Consider the following 16,272-nt stretch of genomic DNA (forward strand, 5'->3'; position numbering starts at 1 on the left):
TTTTCAAAAATAAGCTGGGCTAACCAGCTTATTTTTTTCGAAAACAGCAAGGGGAAGGGAAACGTATGAGACAACTCATCGCCAGAAGGTTGCTGCAAGTTATACCGATGCTATTTTTTGTGTCCATCGTCTGCTTCGGCTTGATCAAGCTGGCTCCAGGTGATCCGGTTCTCTCTTTTGTTACACCGAATATGCATCTGGAAGACATTGAACGAATGAGGCATAGCTTGGGGCTGGACCAGCCTGCTTATGTGCAGTACATATTATGGCTTAAAAAGAGCCTGACGGGTGATCTCGGCTACTCGCTAATTAATCACCAGCCTGTGCTGGATCAGATTCTCGATCGTCTGTCGGCTACAGCCGGGTTGATGGGCGCCTCCATCATACTGGCTGTGCTGATTGCAATTCCACTCGGTTTGACGGCTGCGGCTAATCGGAATCGCTGGATCGACAAGCTCATTAATCTGATGTCGTACATCGGAATTTCTGTTCCGCTATTTTGGCTCGGTATTTTACTTATTTATTTATTTGCGATTTATCTGCATTGGCTTCCGAGTACAGGAATGCGTACCATCGGTACGGACTCGGTGCTAGATGTAATCAAGCATGGGATTTTACCATGTTTTGTACTGGCCTTCGGCTTTCTGTCTGTGTATGTGAGGTACATCCGTTCCAGCACGATTACGCAGCTCAAGGAAGAGTATGTGCAGATTCAATACGCGTTCGGATCTGGAAAAAGACTGGTTTTGTTTCGACATGTGCTTAAGCATGTGCTGTTGCCCATCATTACGCTGCTCGGAATGTCGGTTGCGGACCTGGTGGCTGGAGCCATTGTGACGGAGACGGTATTTTCCTGGCCGGGCATTGGCTCGCTGGGCATGACGGCGGTAAAAGGGATGGATTATCCCGTCATCATGGGGATTACTTTATTTTCCGCTCTGCTGCTGATCCTGGGTAATCTGCTTGCAGATATCTTGTATAGCATCGCGGACCCGAGAATTAAATCAACGAGGTGAATTCATGAATCGGAGCAAATGGCGCAACATCGGGATCGAGCTGATGACGAGCAAAATGGGCGCCGTCGCCCTCATACTATTGATCGTATTCTCGCTGGGGGCGATTTTCGCATTTTTATCGCCGCAGGACCCGAATAAGTTGAATGTGCTGGAGCGTCTCCAACCACCGGGAGCGGCACACTGGTTTGGGACGGATGATTATGGGCGGGACTATTTTACAAGAGCACTGTACGGCGGACGTGTATCATTGCTGGTAGGCTTCGCGTCCATGATTATTGCGACCAGTATTGGTGCAGTGGTAGGGATTGTGAGCGGGTATTTTGGAGGATGGATCGACAATCTGCTTATGCGGGTTTTGGAGCTGATCATGTCAATTCCGTCTTTCTTGGTTATTTTGCTGCTGAGTGTGTTTTTGAAGCCGGGCGTCGGCAATATCATTGTCATTATAGCACTGCTCATGTGGATGAACATTGCCCGTGTGGTTCGTGCAGAGACAATGACGTTGCGCGAACGGGAGTATGTACTATACGCCAAAGCTTCGGGACAAAGTACGTTGGGTATTATTATGAAGCATATCGTACCGAATCTGATTCCGGTAATTATCGTAGGGGCGACGAACAATATCGCTTCAGCGATTATGATGGAATCGTCACTGAGCTTCCTCGGCTTTGGTGTTCAGCTGCCGAACGCTACATGGGGCAGTATGCTGAATAATGCCCAAGGATATATTGCACAGGCCCCATATATGGCATTATTCCCGGGTCTACTTATTTTACTGACTGTGTTGAGCTTTAATGTTTTGGGGGATGTGCTGCGTGTAGGCTTTGAACCCAAATTAGTAAAACGATGATTCATAGCACAGATCCATTACAAATGGCTCCAGGAGCGATGGGAAGGAGCGAAAACACAATGACAGAACATCTACTGTCCGTCGAACAGCTGGAGGTCTCCTTTTTCACTCGTGAAGGGGAAAATCAGGCAGTTCGAGGGGTTAGTTTTCATATTGATGCTGGAGAAACGGTAGGAATCGTAGGAGAATCCGGCAGCGGCAAAAGTGTTACAGCGAAAGCGATCATGTCGATGATTGCCCCACCCGGCAAGCGGCTGAACGGCGATATCCGTTACCGGGGACAAAGCCTGACCGCTCTGACGGAAAAGCAATGGCGTAAAATACGCGGAAACCAGATTGCAATGGTTTTTCAGGACCCGATGACCTCGCTGAATCCGGTCAAAAAGGTTGGCTATCACCTGGTTGAGGTGATTCGCAGACATCAAGGACTGAGCAAGGAAGCGGCTACGCAAGCAGCTGTAGAACTGCTGCGACAAGTAGGCATTACCGAGCCGGAGCGCCGAATGAACCAATACCCGCATCAATTCAGCGGCGGGATGCGCCAGCGGGTGATGATTGCCATGGCGCTCTCGTGCAGCCCGGAGCTGCTGATTGCAGATGAGCCGACTACAGCACTGGACGTAACGATTCAGGCACAAATCTTGGAGTTGCTCAAGACGCTAAAGCAGCAATCCGACATGTCCATTGCTCTGATCACCCATGATCTGGGCGTCGTCGCCCAGGTGTGTAGCCGTGTCATCGTCATGTACGGCGGCATGGTGATGGAGGAGGGACGCGTGGACGATATCTTTTATCGTCCGGGCCACCCGTATACGCAGGGCCTGCTGCGTTCTGTGCCCCAACGCACGAACGGCTTTCGCGAGCGGCTGGTGCCGATTGAGGGCACGCCGCCAGACCTGCTGAACCCGCCATCAGGCTGTCCGTTCATGGAACGGTGCCCGCATGCGTTTGCCCGCTGTGTGGAGCGGCCACCGATGGTGGAGCTGCGCCCGGATCAGCGAGCAGCCTGCTGGTTGAACGAGCCGGACGCAGTGCCTGCCGGAGTCTACGAGACGCCGAAAGCGGGCCACGCGGAAGGAGGGAATGACGGTGAGTGAAACAAAAGATGTATTGGGTGAGCAACAGCCCTTGGTGGAGGTACACCAGCTTAAGAAGCATTTTGTGACCGCAAAGGATTTGTTAGGGCGTAGCTCTGAGGTGCTCAAGGCGGTGGATGGCGTGAGCTTCCAAATCAAGCGTGGCGAGACGTTCGGACTGGTCGGTGAGTCAGGTAGTGGGAAATCAACGGTTGGACGCTGTCTGACGCGATTATACGATTATACAGAAGGTACGGTACGCTTTGACGGTCAGGATATTTCCAAGCTGAACGATAAACAGCTCAAGCCGCTGCGTCGGCGCATTCAGAGCATTTTTCAGGACCCATATTCCTCTCTTAATCCGGGTATGAACGTGCTTGACCTGATCGGTGAGCCGATGGATATTCACAGACTGCATCAGGGCAGTGAGCGTAAGGATGCTGTAGTGGCTTTGCTTGAGAAGGTAGGGCTGAAGCGGGAACATCTGTATCGCTACTCGCACGAGTTCAGCGGCGGGCAGCGCCAGCGGATTTCCATCGCCCGTGCTCTCTCCGTGAACCCCGAGTTCATCGTCTGTGACGAGCCGATTTCGGCACTGGATGTGTCCATTCAGGCGCAGGTCATTAACACGCTGGAGGATCTCCAGCAGGAGTTCGGGCTGACGTATCTGTTCATCGCCCATGACTTGTCGATGGTGCGACATATTTCAGACCGAATCGGTGTGATGTACCATGGGCGACTGGTAGAAGTAGCCGATGCAGATGAACTGTATGAGCAGCCCGCTCACCCCTACACGCAGGCGCTGCTATCCTCCATCCCTGTGCCTGATCCGAGAGCGGTCGGAGAGCAAGGGGGACTGGGAGGAGGCTTGGCCCAACCAGACGGTTCATTAGTATGGGACAAGGATAACAACAGTGCAACCGAGCTGAGAGAAATCAGTCCCGGCCATTATGTAGCATACCCGGTTAACCTTTAGGGTTAAGAGCGGTTGTATGATGTGCATGACCCAAAGGAGGTAAAAAACGATGACTGAATCGACGAAAAGAGTACGTATTTCCCAATGGGACGCGCTCTTGCTGGAATCATTACGCTCTTTAGGCTGGTCCCAAGAGGAATTAATCCGTCGGGTGCAGCAAAATGAGCTGCCAACGGACGGACCATCCGATTTTGATTATACAGAGCTTGTCACCGGGCTGGCGTCCCAAGAGCCGGAAGTGTTTGTCAGCGCGGTAACGGATGGATATCAGATCAAGTACAATACGATCCGGGGCATTCGTTCGTGGATTGCCGTTGCGTTCGGGCGGGAGCCTGAGCTGTCACTGGAGGAAGGAAGCGAAGCCGTTACATCCGAACTGACGAAGGCTGAGTATGATCGGCTGGAGAGAGTGCTGTCGTTAGGATGGTTCATCCAGGAAGTACGTCCCGCGGCGGGCGAGACTTCAGGATTATACCGAATTGTGCCTGCTTCACAGACGAATTAAATCATGGGGATGGAGTAACACCATTCACCAGAAATGGAAACGAGCCGACCGTGAAGGCCAGCTCGTTTTTTTTAATGCAATCCTTCTTCATCTTTTTTATTCAGCATAACCAGACTATTGTGAATAACCCGTGTCATGCAGTAAAAGCAGGCCATTCTGGCGGTTTGCATTATAGCTCCCAACAACATGGACATCGATTCCATATCGGAAAAGTGTCGGATAAGAATCCGATTAATAATTCCTTCACCAAACCAGACAAAATATAGCGGAACAATCATCTTTTGAATATAACGGGCTTTGCGCTCCAATTCGGGGTGGAGCGCAAAGTACCTATAAATATGGGTGAATGTATTAGAGAATCCCCACAAGTTAATAAAAGGAATCATGCGAGCAATGGCTCCCACGGTACGAATCGGATAATCGGAATGCTTTTGCCGGATGGCTTTATGTACTTGAACTAGCCAGATCAGATAGGTTACAAAACACAAGTAGTACAGCACAAAGCTAAAAACTGTAAATTTTTGCTCCAGCTCGTATAGATGATCATAATAAAAATCATTTGCGTAGATATACACTAATGTAAAAATAAGGATGATAAATTCGCCTATAGTGCCCACTGCTAGTAAGGCTTGATGTACGCTGCCAGCTGTCTTGGATGGGAATGCTTTGGAATCTGGATCATTCAAGATGTACTTCCTCCCAATCTAGTTGCTTCAAATACACGATAGCATCCTCCAGTGTTTCTACGGGGATAATGCGTAACTTGAGTCCATGCTCCTTTTGAACTCGGGCAGCCTCTGCTTCGTTGCCTTCCTCACCGTACCATTCATAATCTGCCGGTACGAAGAATAGATCAACCTTTGCCGCCTCGGCTCCCAGCAGCTTTTGCTCCAGCCCACCGACCGATCCGACATCTCCGTATTCTTCCATCGTGCCAGAGCCTGCGATTTTGTGACGTCCGCCATCTGAAAAGTCGATATTATTGGCTTCCTCATACAGTCCGATACCTGTCATCAGACCCAAGGAATTTCCCGAAAGATCCTGCAAATGAGTCAATAGCTCCGCATAGCGAGCATCCTCCAATTTGTTAAGATTCGAGAAAGTCGCCGTAGCCCCAGCTGTGTCGCTGTCTACGCTTAATTCCGTCGCTGCATGTACGGCTTGCATGGCAGAATATTTTAGCGTGTCCGTCTCTGTAAGGTCCTTCAAATAAGAGTCCACTTCATCAGGGGCAAGAGGTTCAAATTTAATCGCTCCCCCAGATACATTTTCACTGGAATATACATTCCAACGCTCCAGGAGATTGTTAGCAATACCCGTTTGCACAGACGCAAAAAACACGCTTCCCTGAACGCCAAGATCTTTGACCGGATGCATTTCTCCCTGCAAAATATACTGCGCAGGCATAGGCCTTGTTCCAATAAAGGCAGCGATAGCGGGGATCAGCAGCAGCGCGAAGATGAGTATACGTTCTCTGTTTATGCCAAATATCTTTTTGAGGAGATATGGATTACGGCTTGGCACCTCATTCACAACCTTTCCAACTGTTCTCATACGGATATCATCGGTTGAAATGATTAGAAAGGTTACATTTTTCACCATAAATGACCGATAAGAGTATAGTAGTATTCATATTTTTTACGCTCTGCCAGATCATCAGACGCTCATTTTTTATGCTATATTTTATACATAAGGAAAATTTGAGAGTTGAGGTGCAGCATGACATCAATGAATATTGTCGAATCATCCGTCAAACCAGGATTAATGGCTTTTCAGGCAAACACTGAAGATCAGGAGCAGGTTCAGGAGTTAATTTTAAAGACGGCCAGATGGCTGCACAGCAAAGGCTCTACGCAATGGGGACGCTTACTAAAAGGAAAAGATGATCATAACCTAGGCGGCGCTATTGCACGCCGAGAAGTGGTTATTTTCCGAGCATCAGAGGATCATAGCCTGGCAGGCGCAGTGATCTTGCAGCAGCAACCCAGTGCATGGGACCGTAAGTTGTGGGGACTAGACGAAACGGATTCTGAGGGAGGAACCTCAGTATATCTGCATCGTTTGGTTGTGGATCGCGATAGCACCGGGAAGGGGCTAGGCCGTGAGCTGATGCAATGGATTGAACGAGGCATCCACTTCACAGGCAAGGATCGAATCCGTTTAGACTGTATTGCGGGCAATGACAAGCTTAGCGAGTTTTACAGACAATGCGGTTATACGTATATAGGCGAAACGAACGGCTATAATATTTTTGAAAAGATGCTAATAAAGTCATAGAAAACGGAATCTACTGAAGAAAACGAAAGAAGGAAGCAGGTGATCTGCATTCTTCTTTTTTGCTGTATAGCCCTTTACTTTCTCTTGGTCACTGTCATATCAGAGCCCCCAAAAGAAAAAAATTTATATAAAAATGAAAATGGGGATATCGCGCCTCCCCCTCCTACATATGATGATAGGGAAAGTTTTGTAAGCGCTTCAAAAGAAGGATGACATACAACCATGCGAAGCTACAGGAGGCGGTTAAGGTGGACAATTACATGAGCTGGATAAAGATTGGATTTTTCCTCAGCGTTCTGTTTTTACTTGCAGCGGCATGCAGTACCTCTCCCAAAATAGAGGAGACAGAAGGGCAAAAAGTGCGACTTACGATGCAGGCTTGGGGTAATCCTGCGGAGGTGAAGGTGTATCAGCGGGCGCTGGATGCATTTGAAAAGGAAAACCCAAATATCGAGGTTAAGCTGGTGCCTGTACCGGGAGACCAATATGAGCAAAAGCTGTTGACACAGCTTCAGGGAAGTCGCGGACCGGATGTGTTTTATTCGTATGAACCGACGATTGCGCGTTTGATCGGGGCGAAGCAGGTACAGCCTTTGGGTGAGTTTTTAAAAAGTGATGCGAGTGATGTGAAGGCTGAGGATTTTCCGGAAGGATTGTGGGGACCGGCAAAGCGTGATGGGGAAATTTATGGGGTCACTCCCGACTCAAACCCAATGGTCATGTATTACAACAAAAAGGTATTTAAGGAAGCAGGCGTGAAGACGCCGCAAGAATACTATGACGAAGGCAAGTGGAATTGGGACGCCTTTGAAGAGGTTACATCCAAGCTGAAGGCAGCCGGAAAGCAGGGTTATATTGCGGAAAACTGGTGGGCTCACTGGTATTCATGGGTGTGGTCGAATGGCGGTCAGATCTTTGATGAACAAGGCAAATATGTGCTGGACCACAATGAAAAGGGCAAGGAAGCCTTCGGTTTTATGTACGATATGGTGAAAAAGGGAAATGCGGTATATCTCGGCTCGCTTCCCAAAGGGCAAGGGGCTGACGCGATGTTCATGTCCAATCAAGTCGGTATGCTGGCGGCGGGAAGATGGCTGGAACCCTTGTTTAGCCAAAATAAAAGCCTCGACTTCGATTATATCTACTGGCCATCCAATACCGGTAAGAATGAGCCCGTTGCCATTCCGGTTGCCTATGTAGCTGTAAACAAAAATAGTCCGCATGTGCAAGAGGCCATGAAGTTGGCAGCATTCTACGTCTCTGTGAAGGGGCAGGAGGCCCGGCTGGTTGAAGGTGGGAATGCCATGGGTACGCTTGCTGCCGCAGATGAGAGCATTATGAAAAAGGCGACAATTGAGCATTCAAGCTATTTGACCGAAGGACGTAACATAGGGCATGCTCATGGATCTGCACTGGCCTATGATGCTCAGGTGCCAGGGCTGAACTCGGATATCACGGAAACCATCGACCTGATGTTCCTGGGCAAGCAGGATGCTGCGGCAACCATTGAAAAGTTGAATCAGATCATATCCAAGGCGGTCAAGTAGGCACGGGATGGGCCGTGACCGGGGAGGAAGGTGACAAGATGCAGAAAAAGCATCAAGCGCTGTGGGGCTATCTATTTATTGGCCCCCAGTTTTTGGGTCTGTTATGTTTTTCGCTGTTGCCGTTGCTATATGCGCTTTACTTAAGCTTTGTAAACTGGGATGGATTTGGCGTCCCCTTGTTTGTCGGCTTGGACAATTTCAAAGGCCAATTATCTGATCCTGATTTTTGGAAGGCACTCATCAATACGATGTACTATATGGTGTTGGTCATCCCGGCGGGGATTATATTGGCTCTGCTCGTAGCCATCGTGCTCAACAAAGTGAAGGGCAAGGAAATTTATCGCTTGTTCTTTTTCATGCCTGTCGTAACCAGTTCGGTATCGGTTGGTGTCATCTGGATGTGGATACTGAACGGCGAATTTGGCATTTTAAATCATCTGCTGCGAGCGATTGGGATTACAGGCCCGATGTGGCTTACCGATACGCAGTGGGTGATTCCGTCGATTGCGCTTTTGAGCATATGGCTGGGACTTGGATATAATATGGTCATTTTTCTGGCAGGACTCCAGGGTATCTCCAAAAGCTATTACGAGGCAGCCGAAATTGACGGGGCCAGCAAGTTCCAGCAGCTAAGGTATATTACATTGCCGCTGTTGTCACCAACGACCTTTTTTGTGACCATCATGATGGTCATCAGTTCTTTTCAGGTGTTCGATCAGGCGTTTGTCATGACGAATGGAGGGCCAGCCAAAGCAAGCTATACGCTGGTGTACCACATTTATGATCAGGCGTTCATTGACTTCACGATGGGAGAAAGTGCTGCGGCAGCAATGATTTTGTTCGTGATCATTCTCGTATTTACACTGCTGCAATTTAAAATGCAAAAGAGGTGGGTGCACTATGGAGATTAGTTCCAGAGGTAGGGTATTCCTGCGCCATGTGCTGCTCGCTGTCGGCTCTTTAGTCATGTTTTTTCCATTCCTGTGGACTGTTCTCAGTTCCCTGAAGGATATTTCTCAAATTTTCGTCGTCCCACCTCAATGGATTCCTGATCCGTTCGTATGGAGCAACTATCCGGCATCGCTGGAGGCAATGCCCTTCGTGCAGGCGTATATGAACAGCTTTTACATTACGGTGATCATCGTGACAGCGACACTGATTAGCGCGTCTATGGCGGCGTATGCTTTTGCTAAAATCCGATTTCCGGGCTCGAACATACTGTTTATCTTGTTCCTCGCTACGATGATGGTGCCCAAGCAGGTGACGATGATTCCGTTATATTTGGTGATGGATCGCATCGGTTGGCTGGATACACATTGGTCGCTGATCGTACCTGGAGCCTTGTTTAATGCATTCGCAGTGTTTCTGCTCCGCCAGTTCGTCATGGGTATCCCACGCGATCTAGAGGAAGCGGCGGTAATGGATGGGGCGGGCTACATTCGTATTTACTGGAGCGTCATCCTGCCACTCATTCGTCCGGCATTGGCGGCAATAGGGATTTTCACCTTTTTGGGTGCCTGGAACAGCTTTCTTGATCCGCTTATCTATCTCAATACACCGGAGAAATTCACGGTTCCGCTTTTACTTAACAATTTCAAAGGGTTATATACCGCCGATTGGTCACTGATGATGGCGGGTACCACCATTTCTGTCGTCCCGGTGCTAATCGTCTACATCATTGCCCAAAAGCAAATTATTGAAGGCATCACCTTGACGGGAATTAAGGGGTAGGGGCATCTCTCTACTCCTTTTTGTATTTTTTTCGGTACTGTAGTGGGGTGTGCCCGGTAAGGTGCTTGAATACACGACCAAAGTGAGCGATGCTGTCAAAACCCGTTTTTTCAGCAATGGAAGTCACTTTCCAGCTTGTTTCTCTTAAATACGCCCGAGCCTGCTGGACCCGCACATCCTGAAGATATTCTACTAAGGTAAAACCTGTTGTCTGCTTGAAAATACGGCATAAATACGTGCTGCTAATATAAAAATGCTCAGCCAGCCGATCTAGCGACAGGCTCTCGTCATAATGAGCATGCAGGTATGCGATGACCGAGTACACGCGCTGCTGCTTTTCGCTACGTACCGGTGCAATGGTATCGGCAGTGGCCGATTGTATGCGCCGGATGCGGATAAGGAGCTGGAGTAGCAAGCTCTGGAGATATAGCTGGCGGTAGGCATGTTCTTGGTGGTATTCATCTAGCATTTGCCGGAATAGGTGTTCCAGCTCGCATTGTTCTTCCGCGGAGGGGCGAAGCAGAAAGCTTTTCTCTGGCAGAAGAAGCTGGTTCTGATCGCTGGAGGGAGAGACGGTCATTGACGAGGCTGCAAATTCTTCATCAAAGTTAATCAAAATCCGTTCATGGCTACCGCTACCCTTGTTACTCGTACGGTGAAAATCATGTTTGCTGATCCAAATCAGATCGCCCTTCTGGAGCGCATATACCCGCTGATTAATGTAGTAGTAGCGCTCTCCTGCCAGCAAATAATAGATTTCGTGCGCTTGGTGGACATGGTCGGCGGACATGCTGAATGGCACTTTCCGCAACGCTTGCTCGATGGCAAAACGGGGTGTAGCGATCATATCGATAGTCTCCTTTAGTGAAAGAATACATAAGGATAATATATGTATATTTTACGGGAAAAATCATAATAAAAGCGAAGATTTTGCTCTTTCTTATACTATAAAATAAAAGCAATTCATGTAAAGGGTGTGAACCAATTGGCTAAAATCAAATATGCACTTGTGGGTACCGGAGGAAGAGCCGAATTTTTTTACGGTGAAGTTGTTACCGTTTTCAAAGATACCTCGGAGCTGATCGCGTTCTGTGACGTCAATCAGGCGAGAATGGATTATGCCAATCGGCTGCTGCAGGAGAAATACGAGCATGAGCCGATTCCGACCTATAAAGCTCACGAGTTTGATCGGATGATCGCGGAGACGCAGCCGGATATCGTCATTGTCACGACCATTGACCGGGTACATCATCGGTATATTATCCGGGCGATGGAGCTGGGCTGTGATGTCATTTCTGAGAAGCCGATGACGGTGGATGAAGATAAATGCCAAGACATTTTGGATACCATAGACCGCACGGGACGGAAGCTACGCGTCACCTTTAACTACCGCTATGCGCCGCATAATACGAAAATCCGTGAGCTGATCATGGACGGAACGCTCGGAGAGGTGCTGTCAGTCAATTTCGAATGGCTGCTGAATACACAGCATGGCGCGGATTATTTCCGTCGGTGGCACCGGGACAAGCGCAATAGCGGCGGTCTGCTGGTGCATAAATCGACGCATCATTTTGATCTGATGAACTTCTGGCTTGGCTCGAAACCGGAGACGGTGTATGCGATGGGGGATCTGAAATTTTACGGACGAGAAAATGCGGAGCAGCGTGGCGTGACGGAGTTTTATCAACGGGCTTACGGCAGCAAGGCAGCGGAAAATGACCCCTTTGCGCTACACCTGGACCGTAACGAGCATCTAAAAAGCATGTATCTGGATGCTGAGCATGAGGATGGTTATGTGCGGGATCAAAGCGTATTTGGCGACAATATCAGCATTGAAGATACGCTGAGTGTCATGGTGAAGTATCAGAACAAGACGGTAATGAACTATTCGCTGAATGCTTACATGCCTTGGGAGGGCTTTATCATCGTATTTAACGGCACGAAGGGACGGATGGAGGTTCGGGTATCCGAGCAATCCTATGTTAATTCCGGTGGCAGCAAGGCAGATGAGGGTGCGCTAAAAGAGAAGACCATCACCATCTATCCCCACTTTGCAGCACCTTATGAGGTCGAAGTGGAGGAAGGCCAGGGTGGTCATGGCGGAGGAGATCCAGTCATGCTGCGTGATATTTTCGATAAGCCGGCAGAGGATCGGTTTCATCGTGCGGCCTCACATATTGACGGTGCATGGTCCATTTTAACAGGCATTGCCGCCAACCGTTCTATGCGTACAGGTCAACCGGTGAAGGTGGAGGAACTGGTGCGCTTGTAATGAGCAGTAAATGTAATACCGAAAAGCCCCCTCTAACTAGATGAATAGAGGGGGCTTTTCGGTTGTATTTATATATAGAATGCACCTTACATCTTACGGCACTTTATTTTATTATTTATCGGCAGTCAGTTCCCGGGTTCCCAGTTGTTGTACAGGACGATGGTTATCGGGGAAAATGGCAGCAAACTGGTTGATTTGGTCTGCGGACATTTCAATAGGCTGCTCCAGCACTGTCCAATTTACATGTTCTGTGCATGGCGGGGTAGTCAGCGATCCGTTGTAGCGAACGGAGTGCAGGTCTTTTGGCAGCAGCGCAGCGAGATCTATTTCTTCATCTAGAGCCGCCGCTTCTTGGGAATTATCCTTCGGTAGTTTGGACCAAATGCGGTTGAAAGCCTTGTTTTCTTTGCCACTTTGGATAAGGACTCCTAAGACAGCTGTGTTTCCGTTGTCGCTTTGATGGACAAAATGAAGCTCCATTTCAGCATTTTTACCATCTATTTGGTGTTCGCTCGGGTGATGAAAATGAAACTGCTTTAAAGTGAATTTAGTACCGTCCAGCATGATGCTATTGCTGGCATCGGCAACATTGATTTGCACAGTGTGCCCATTATTCAAAATGGATGCTTTCGTATTAGTGTAATGAACTTGCAGCGGTTGCTGCGTTTGCGATGCTTCCAAATGGGTATGCTCTATATTGACAGGAGATTGTTCGTGGCCGTTACCACAAGCAACAAAATCTTTTTCCAGCTCTCCCCAATGCTCCGGTCCCTGATCTCCTTCATAAGACCAGTGCGGGCCTTTTTGAACAACCGCATGAGCGTTGGTAGCTGATGAGGATGAAGTGCTGGTGGTACTAGAAATGGCGGGCTGTGAATTGCATCCTGTTACTGACACAACCAAGATAATGGCAAATATGCTGAACAGGCAACCTTTCCAGTTTTTTTTCATGTTTCTTTATCCTTCTTCCAAATAGAGTATGTGAAACTTTTTACATTGTAAATTATTGTACAAAGTTCCTACAAGGGTCCAAGGACTTAGAAAGAAGCATTTTTCGATTAAATAGTTTTAAGTTAGTAAGTTAGATTTATGTTTGTCCTTTTCGGGCAAAAGTTACTATAATAATGGAGTGTGCATTACAAAATAATTCCATATTATTTAAAGGAGAGATCTACATGAAAGCAGCAATTGTTACAAAAGACAAGAAAGTCAGTGTAGAAGAGAAACCTTTACGCTCCCTGAAGCATGGGGAAGCGTTAGTCCAAGTCGAGTATTGCGGAGTTTGCCACACAGATTTACATGTAAAAAATGCAGATTTTGGTGATGTCACAGGCAGAGTTCTGGGGCATGAAGGTATTGGGAAAGTCATTGAATTAGGTGAAGGAGTAACCAGTCTTAAGATTGGTGATCGCGTAAGTATTGCCTGGATGTTCCAAAGCTGCGGTCACTGCGAATATTGCCTAACCGGGCGGGAAACGCTGTGTCGTGAAGTTAAAAATGCCGGATATACGGTAGACGGTGCAATGGCAGAGCAATGTATTGTCACAGCTGACTACGCGGTCAAAGTACCAGATAGTCTTGATCCTGCCGCTGCAAGTAGTGTAACTTGCGCAGGGGTTACCACATATAAAGCAGTTAAAGTAAGTGAAGTCAAACCAGGACAATGGATCGGTATCTTCGGCATTGGTGGCTTGGGTAACCTGGCTGTGCAATACGCCAAAAATGTATTCAATGCTAAAGTTGTAGCCTTTGACATCAGTGATGAAAAACTAGAACTGGCCAAACAAATTGGTGCTGACTATATCGTTAACAGCATGAAAGAAGATCCGGTCGCTCGAGCTAAGGAGTTAACAGACGGTGCTGGTTTGGATGCAACCGTGGTTACTGCTGTTGCCAAAACACCTTTCAACCAGGCCATCGACGTTGTGAAGGCCGGCGCGCGTGTCGTAGCTGTAGGTCTCCCAACCGATAAGATGGATCTGGACATTCCACGTCTGGTTCTGGACGGCATTCAAGTTATTGGCTCCTTGGTCGGCACACGTGAAGACCTTAAAGAAGCGTTCCAGTTCGCTGCAGAAGGTAAAGTTGTCCCTCTTGTACAAAAACGTCCGCTCGAAGACATTAATGAGATCTTCGAGGAGATGGAGCAGGGCAAAATCCAAGGACGCATGGTCATTGATTTCACAAATTAAAATGATGTCCAATTCGTAACCCTTGGAATTCGGAGAGAGAAAGCGCCTGCTGATGTATTGCAGGCGCTCTTTTTGGCTTTACAAATTATTCAGAATGTTATCTTCCAAAACCGCAGATTTATCCCCGTATTCTTTAATAATATGTCTTTCTCCCCAAGCACAAAGAGAATCTAAAATGCCTTTCAGACTACATCCATATTCACTAAGCTCGTACTCCACCTTGGGTGGAACCTGATTATAGCTAATCCGATTGACAATGCCGTCTTCCTCTAATTCACGAAGCTGCTGAGTCAGCATTTTTTGTGTTATGGAAGGCATCATCCGTTTTAATTCGCTTGTCCGCATCTTTCCATGTGTCAAATGACACAGAATGACGCATTTCCATTTCCCCCCGATCACCTCTAACGTCGCCTCAACAGAGATATTGTATTTTTTCTTCCCCAATGCCGATCCCCCCATGTGTATCGCTTCTGTTATACATACCTTAACAGCCTGTTTTAATTAAAAAGAACTTTATTTTAGGGTACTTTTTAGTACCTATATCACTAAAAAGTACGTACTGTTCATATTTGCTTGAATAACTCATAATAACATCTGCTGGTCGAAGATTTCTATAGATAGGAGTGAAAAACATGTCGCCAGAATCAAAACGAAGTATCTGGCCATTACTGGCTCTAGCCGTAAGCGCCTTTGCGATTGGGACAACTGAGTTCATCAGCGTGGGACTGCTTCCCCTGATTGCTGAAGACTTGCACATATCTGTAACGATGTCTGCACTAACTGTAACGCTGTATGCATTAGGGGTCACCATCGGGGCACCTGTCTTGACCTCATTAACATCAAGTGTTCCCCGTAAAACGTTGCTGCTGTGGATCATGATTATATTTATTGCAGGCAACAGCCTCGCTGCGGTCTCTAGCGGAATTGCCTTGCTGCTGATTGCACGTGTGATCTCGGCGTTCGCTCATGGGGTGTTCATGTCCATCGGTTCCACCATCGCGGCCGATCTTGTGCCGGATGATCGGCGAGCGAGTGCGATTTCCATTATGTTCTCCGGGTTGACCGTAGCCACGGTTACAGGCGTACCTTTGGGTACCTACATTGGGCAGCAATGGGGTTGGCGGGCAGCATTTATGGCGATTGTGGTCGTCGGTGTAGTGGCACTCATCGCCAATCTGATTCTGCTGCCATCTACGCTGCGCAAAGGGAACAAGACTCCTTTCCGCGAGCAGGTCAAACTGGTTACCAATGGTCGCTTGCTACTCGCATTTATCATTACAGCTTTGGGGTATGGAGGCACATTTGTGGTATTTACTTATTTATCTCCATTACTTCACGACATAACCGGATTTCAGCAAAGTACGGTAACGTTTATACTTTTGCTGTATGGAATTGCGATTGCCATCGGGAATGTTATTGGCGGAAAAGCAGCAAACCGCAAGCCGCTTTCAGCTTTGTTTTACATGTTTCTGATTCAAGCAGTGATCCTGTTTCTCCTGTTGTTCACGGCACCTTTTAAAACGGCAGGACTGATTACGATCTTCTTTATGGGATTGCTTGCGTTTATGAACGTGCCCGGGCTACAGGTATATGTCGTCATGTTAGCCGAACGGTTTGCACCCAAAGCTGTCGATGTTGCCTCTGCTGTTAATATTGCAGCTTTCAACGCAGGGATAGCCATCGGAGCTTATGTAGGCGGGATTGTAACGGATTCACTCGGTCTCATTCATACGGCATGGATCGGGAGCATTATGGTTTTCGTTGCGGTTTTGCTCACAGGCTGGAGTCGTATGCTCGAAAAAAGGGATACAACCCCCATTACAGGTTAAA

At 47.9% G+C, this 16,272-nt stretch carries 17 protein-coding genes; 12 read left to right on the forward strand and 5 right to left on the reverse strand.

All coding sequences use genetic code 11. From position 1 onward, the window contains the following. The first annotated feature begins 65 nt into the window (after window positions 1-65). The 5 genes from ACYCSE_RS10605 to ACYCSE_RS10625 are packed head-to-tail and all read left to right on the forward strand — an operon-like array spanning window position 66 to window position 4,423. A complete protein-coding gene (locus ACYCSE_RS10605) occupies window positions 66-1,016 on the forward strand; it encodes an ABC transporter permease (RefSeq protein WP_459702209.1) in 951 nt (316 codons plus the stop codon). Window positions 1,017-1,020: 4 nt separating this feature from the next. After that, on the forward strand, window positions 1,021-1,866 hold the full coding sequence (locus tag ACYCSE_RS10610; protein WP_069290853.1) for an ABC transporter permease: 846 nt from the start codon (window positions 1,021-1,023) through the stop codon (window positions 1,864-1,866). Window positions 1,867-1,925: 59 nt separating this feature from the next. Then, window positions 1,926-2,963: an ABC transporter ATP-binding protein gene (locus ACYCSE_RS10615; protein ID WP_459702210.1), complete on the forward strand. Its 1,038-nt coding sequence runs from the start codon at window positions 1,926-1,928 to the stop codon at window positions 2,961-2,963. Continuing rightward, window positions 2,950-3,918 carry an ATP-binding cassette domain-containing protein gene (locus tag ACYCSE_RS10620; protein ID WP_459702211.1) on the forward strand — a complete coding sequence of 323 codons (969 nt, stop codon included), beginning with the start codon at window positions 2,950-2,952 and terminating at the stop codon, window positions 3,916-3,918. Before ACYCSE_RS10615 ends, ACYCSE_RS10620 begins: the two co-directional genes overlap by 14 nt. 49 nt (window positions 3,919-3,967) lie before the next feature. Further along, the gene (locus tag ACYCSE_RS10625) at window positions 3,968-4,423 is read left to right on the forward strand and encodes a hypothetical protein (protein WP_452565993.1); all 456 of its coding nucleotides are present in this window, start codon (window positions 3,968-3,970) and stop codon (window positions 4,421-4,423) included. A gap of 71 nt (window positions 4,424-4,494) precedes the next feature. Here the strand turns inward: ACYCSE_RS10625 and ACYCSE_RS10630 are convergent, their stop codons facing one another. Together ACYCSE_RS10630 and ACYCSE_RS10635 are read right to left on the reverse strand one after the other, a co-directional pair. Further along, complete coding sequence (locus ACYCSE_RS10630) at window positions 4,495-5,109, reverse strand: hypothetical protein (protein ID WP_235306960.1); 615 nt, start codon at window positions 5,107-5,109, stop codon at window positions 4,495-4,497. Beyond that, a complete protein-coding gene (locus ACYCSE_RS10635; protein ID WP_414126438.1) occupies window positions 5,102-5,977 on the reverse strand; it encodes a hypothetical protein in 876 nt (291 codons plus the stop codon). Before ACYCSE_RS10635 ends, ACYCSE_RS10630 begins: the two co-directional genes overlap by 8 nt. Window positions 5,978-6,142: 165 nt before the next feature. Between ACYCSE_RS10635 and ACYCSE_RS10640 the strand changes: the two genes are divergently transcribed. From ACYCSE_RS10640 to ACYCSE_RS10655, 4 genes are all read left to right on the forward strand, one after another. Beyond that, a complete protein-coding gene (locus ACYCSE_RS10640) occupies window positions 6,143-6,700 on the forward strand; it encodes a GNAT family N-acetyltransferase (protein WP_459702212.1) in 558 nt (185 codons plus the stop codon). Between the two features lie 248 nt (window positions 6,701-6,948). Further along, complete coding sequence (locus tag ACYCSE_RS10645) at window positions 6,949-8,247, forward strand: ABC transporter substrate-binding protein (RefSeq protein WP_459702213.1); 1,299 nt, start codon at window positions 6,949-6,951, stop codon at window positions 8,245-8,247. 38 nt (window positions 8,248-8,285) lie between these two features. Further along, window positions 8,286-9,158, forward strand: coding sequence for a carbohydrate ABC transporter permease (locus ACYCSE_RS10650; RefSeq protein ID WP_061830759.1), 873 nt, complete (start codon window positions 8,286-8,288; stop codon window positions 9,156-9,158). Next, window positions 9,148-9,978, forward strand: a complete 831-nt coding sequence (locus tag ACYCSE_RS10655; RefSeq protein WP_013308340.1) for a carbohydrate ABC transporter permease — start codon at window positions 9,148-9,150, stop codon at window positions 9,976-9,978. The genes ACYCSE_RS10650 and ACYCSE_RS10655 overlap by 11 nt, the downstream gene beginning before the upstream one ends. A gap of 10 nt (window positions 9,979-9,988) precedes the next feature. Here the strand turns inward: ACYCSE_RS10655 and ACYCSE_RS10660 are convergent, their stop codons facing one another. Further along, window positions 9,989-10,825, reverse strand: a complete 837-nt coding sequence (locus ACYCSE_RS10660) for a helix-turn-helix transcriptional regulator (RefSeq protein ID WP_459702214.1) — start codon at window positions 10,823-10,825, stop codon at window positions 9,989-9,991. Window positions 10,826-10,963: 138 nt separating this feature from the next. On the opposite strand from ACYCSE_RS10660, the gene ACYCSE_RS10665 reads away from it, so the two are divergent. After that, on the forward strand, window positions 10,964-12,250 hold the full coding sequence (locus ACYCSE_RS10665; RefSeq protein ID WP_459702215.1) for a Gfo/Idh/MocA family protein: 1,287 nt from the start codon (window positions 10,964-10,966) through the stop codon (window positions 12,248-12,250). 111 nt (window positions 12,251-12,361) lie between these two features. Here the strand turns inward: ACYCSE_RS10665 and ACYCSE_RS10670 are convergent, their stop codons facing one another. Continuing rightward, window positions 12,362-13,201, reverse strand: a complete 840-nt coding sequence (locus ACYCSE_RS10670) for a carbonic anhydrase (protein WP_459702216.1) — start codon at window positions 13,199-13,201, stop codon at window positions 12,362-12,364. 224 nt (window positions 13,202-13,425) lie between these two features. Here ACYCSE_RS10670 and adhP point away from each other — a divergent pair, with 224 nt between their 5' ends. Then, a complete protein-coding gene (gene adhP, locus ACYCSE_RS10675) occupies window positions 13,426-14,442 on the forward strand; it encodes an alcohol dehydrogenase AdhP (RefSeq protein WP_250259850.1) in 1,017 nt (338 codons plus the stop codon). 78 nt (window positions 14,443-14,520) lie between these two features. Here adhP and ACYCSE_RS10680 read toward each other — a convergent pair whose 3' ends face one another. Then, a complete protein-coding gene (locus ACYCSE_RS10680) occupies window positions 14,521-14,886 on the reverse strand; it encodes a winged helix-turn-helix transcriptional regulator (protein WP_069292048.1) in 366 nt (121 codons plus the stop codon). A gap of 188 nt (window positions 14,887-15,074) precedes the next feature. On the opposite strand from ACYCSE_RS10680, the gene ACYCSE_RS10685 reads away from it, so the two are divergent. Beyond that, window positions 15,075-16,271 (forward strand): MFS transporter, encoded by a 1,197-nt coding sequence (locus ACYCSE_RS10685; protein ID WP_061830747.1) that lies wholly within the window; start codon window positions 15,075-15,077, stop codon window positions 16,269-16,271. The last annotated feature ends 1 nt before the right edge of the window (window position 16,272 follow it).

The organism is Paenibacillus sp. SEL1 (genome assembly GCF_054602535.1).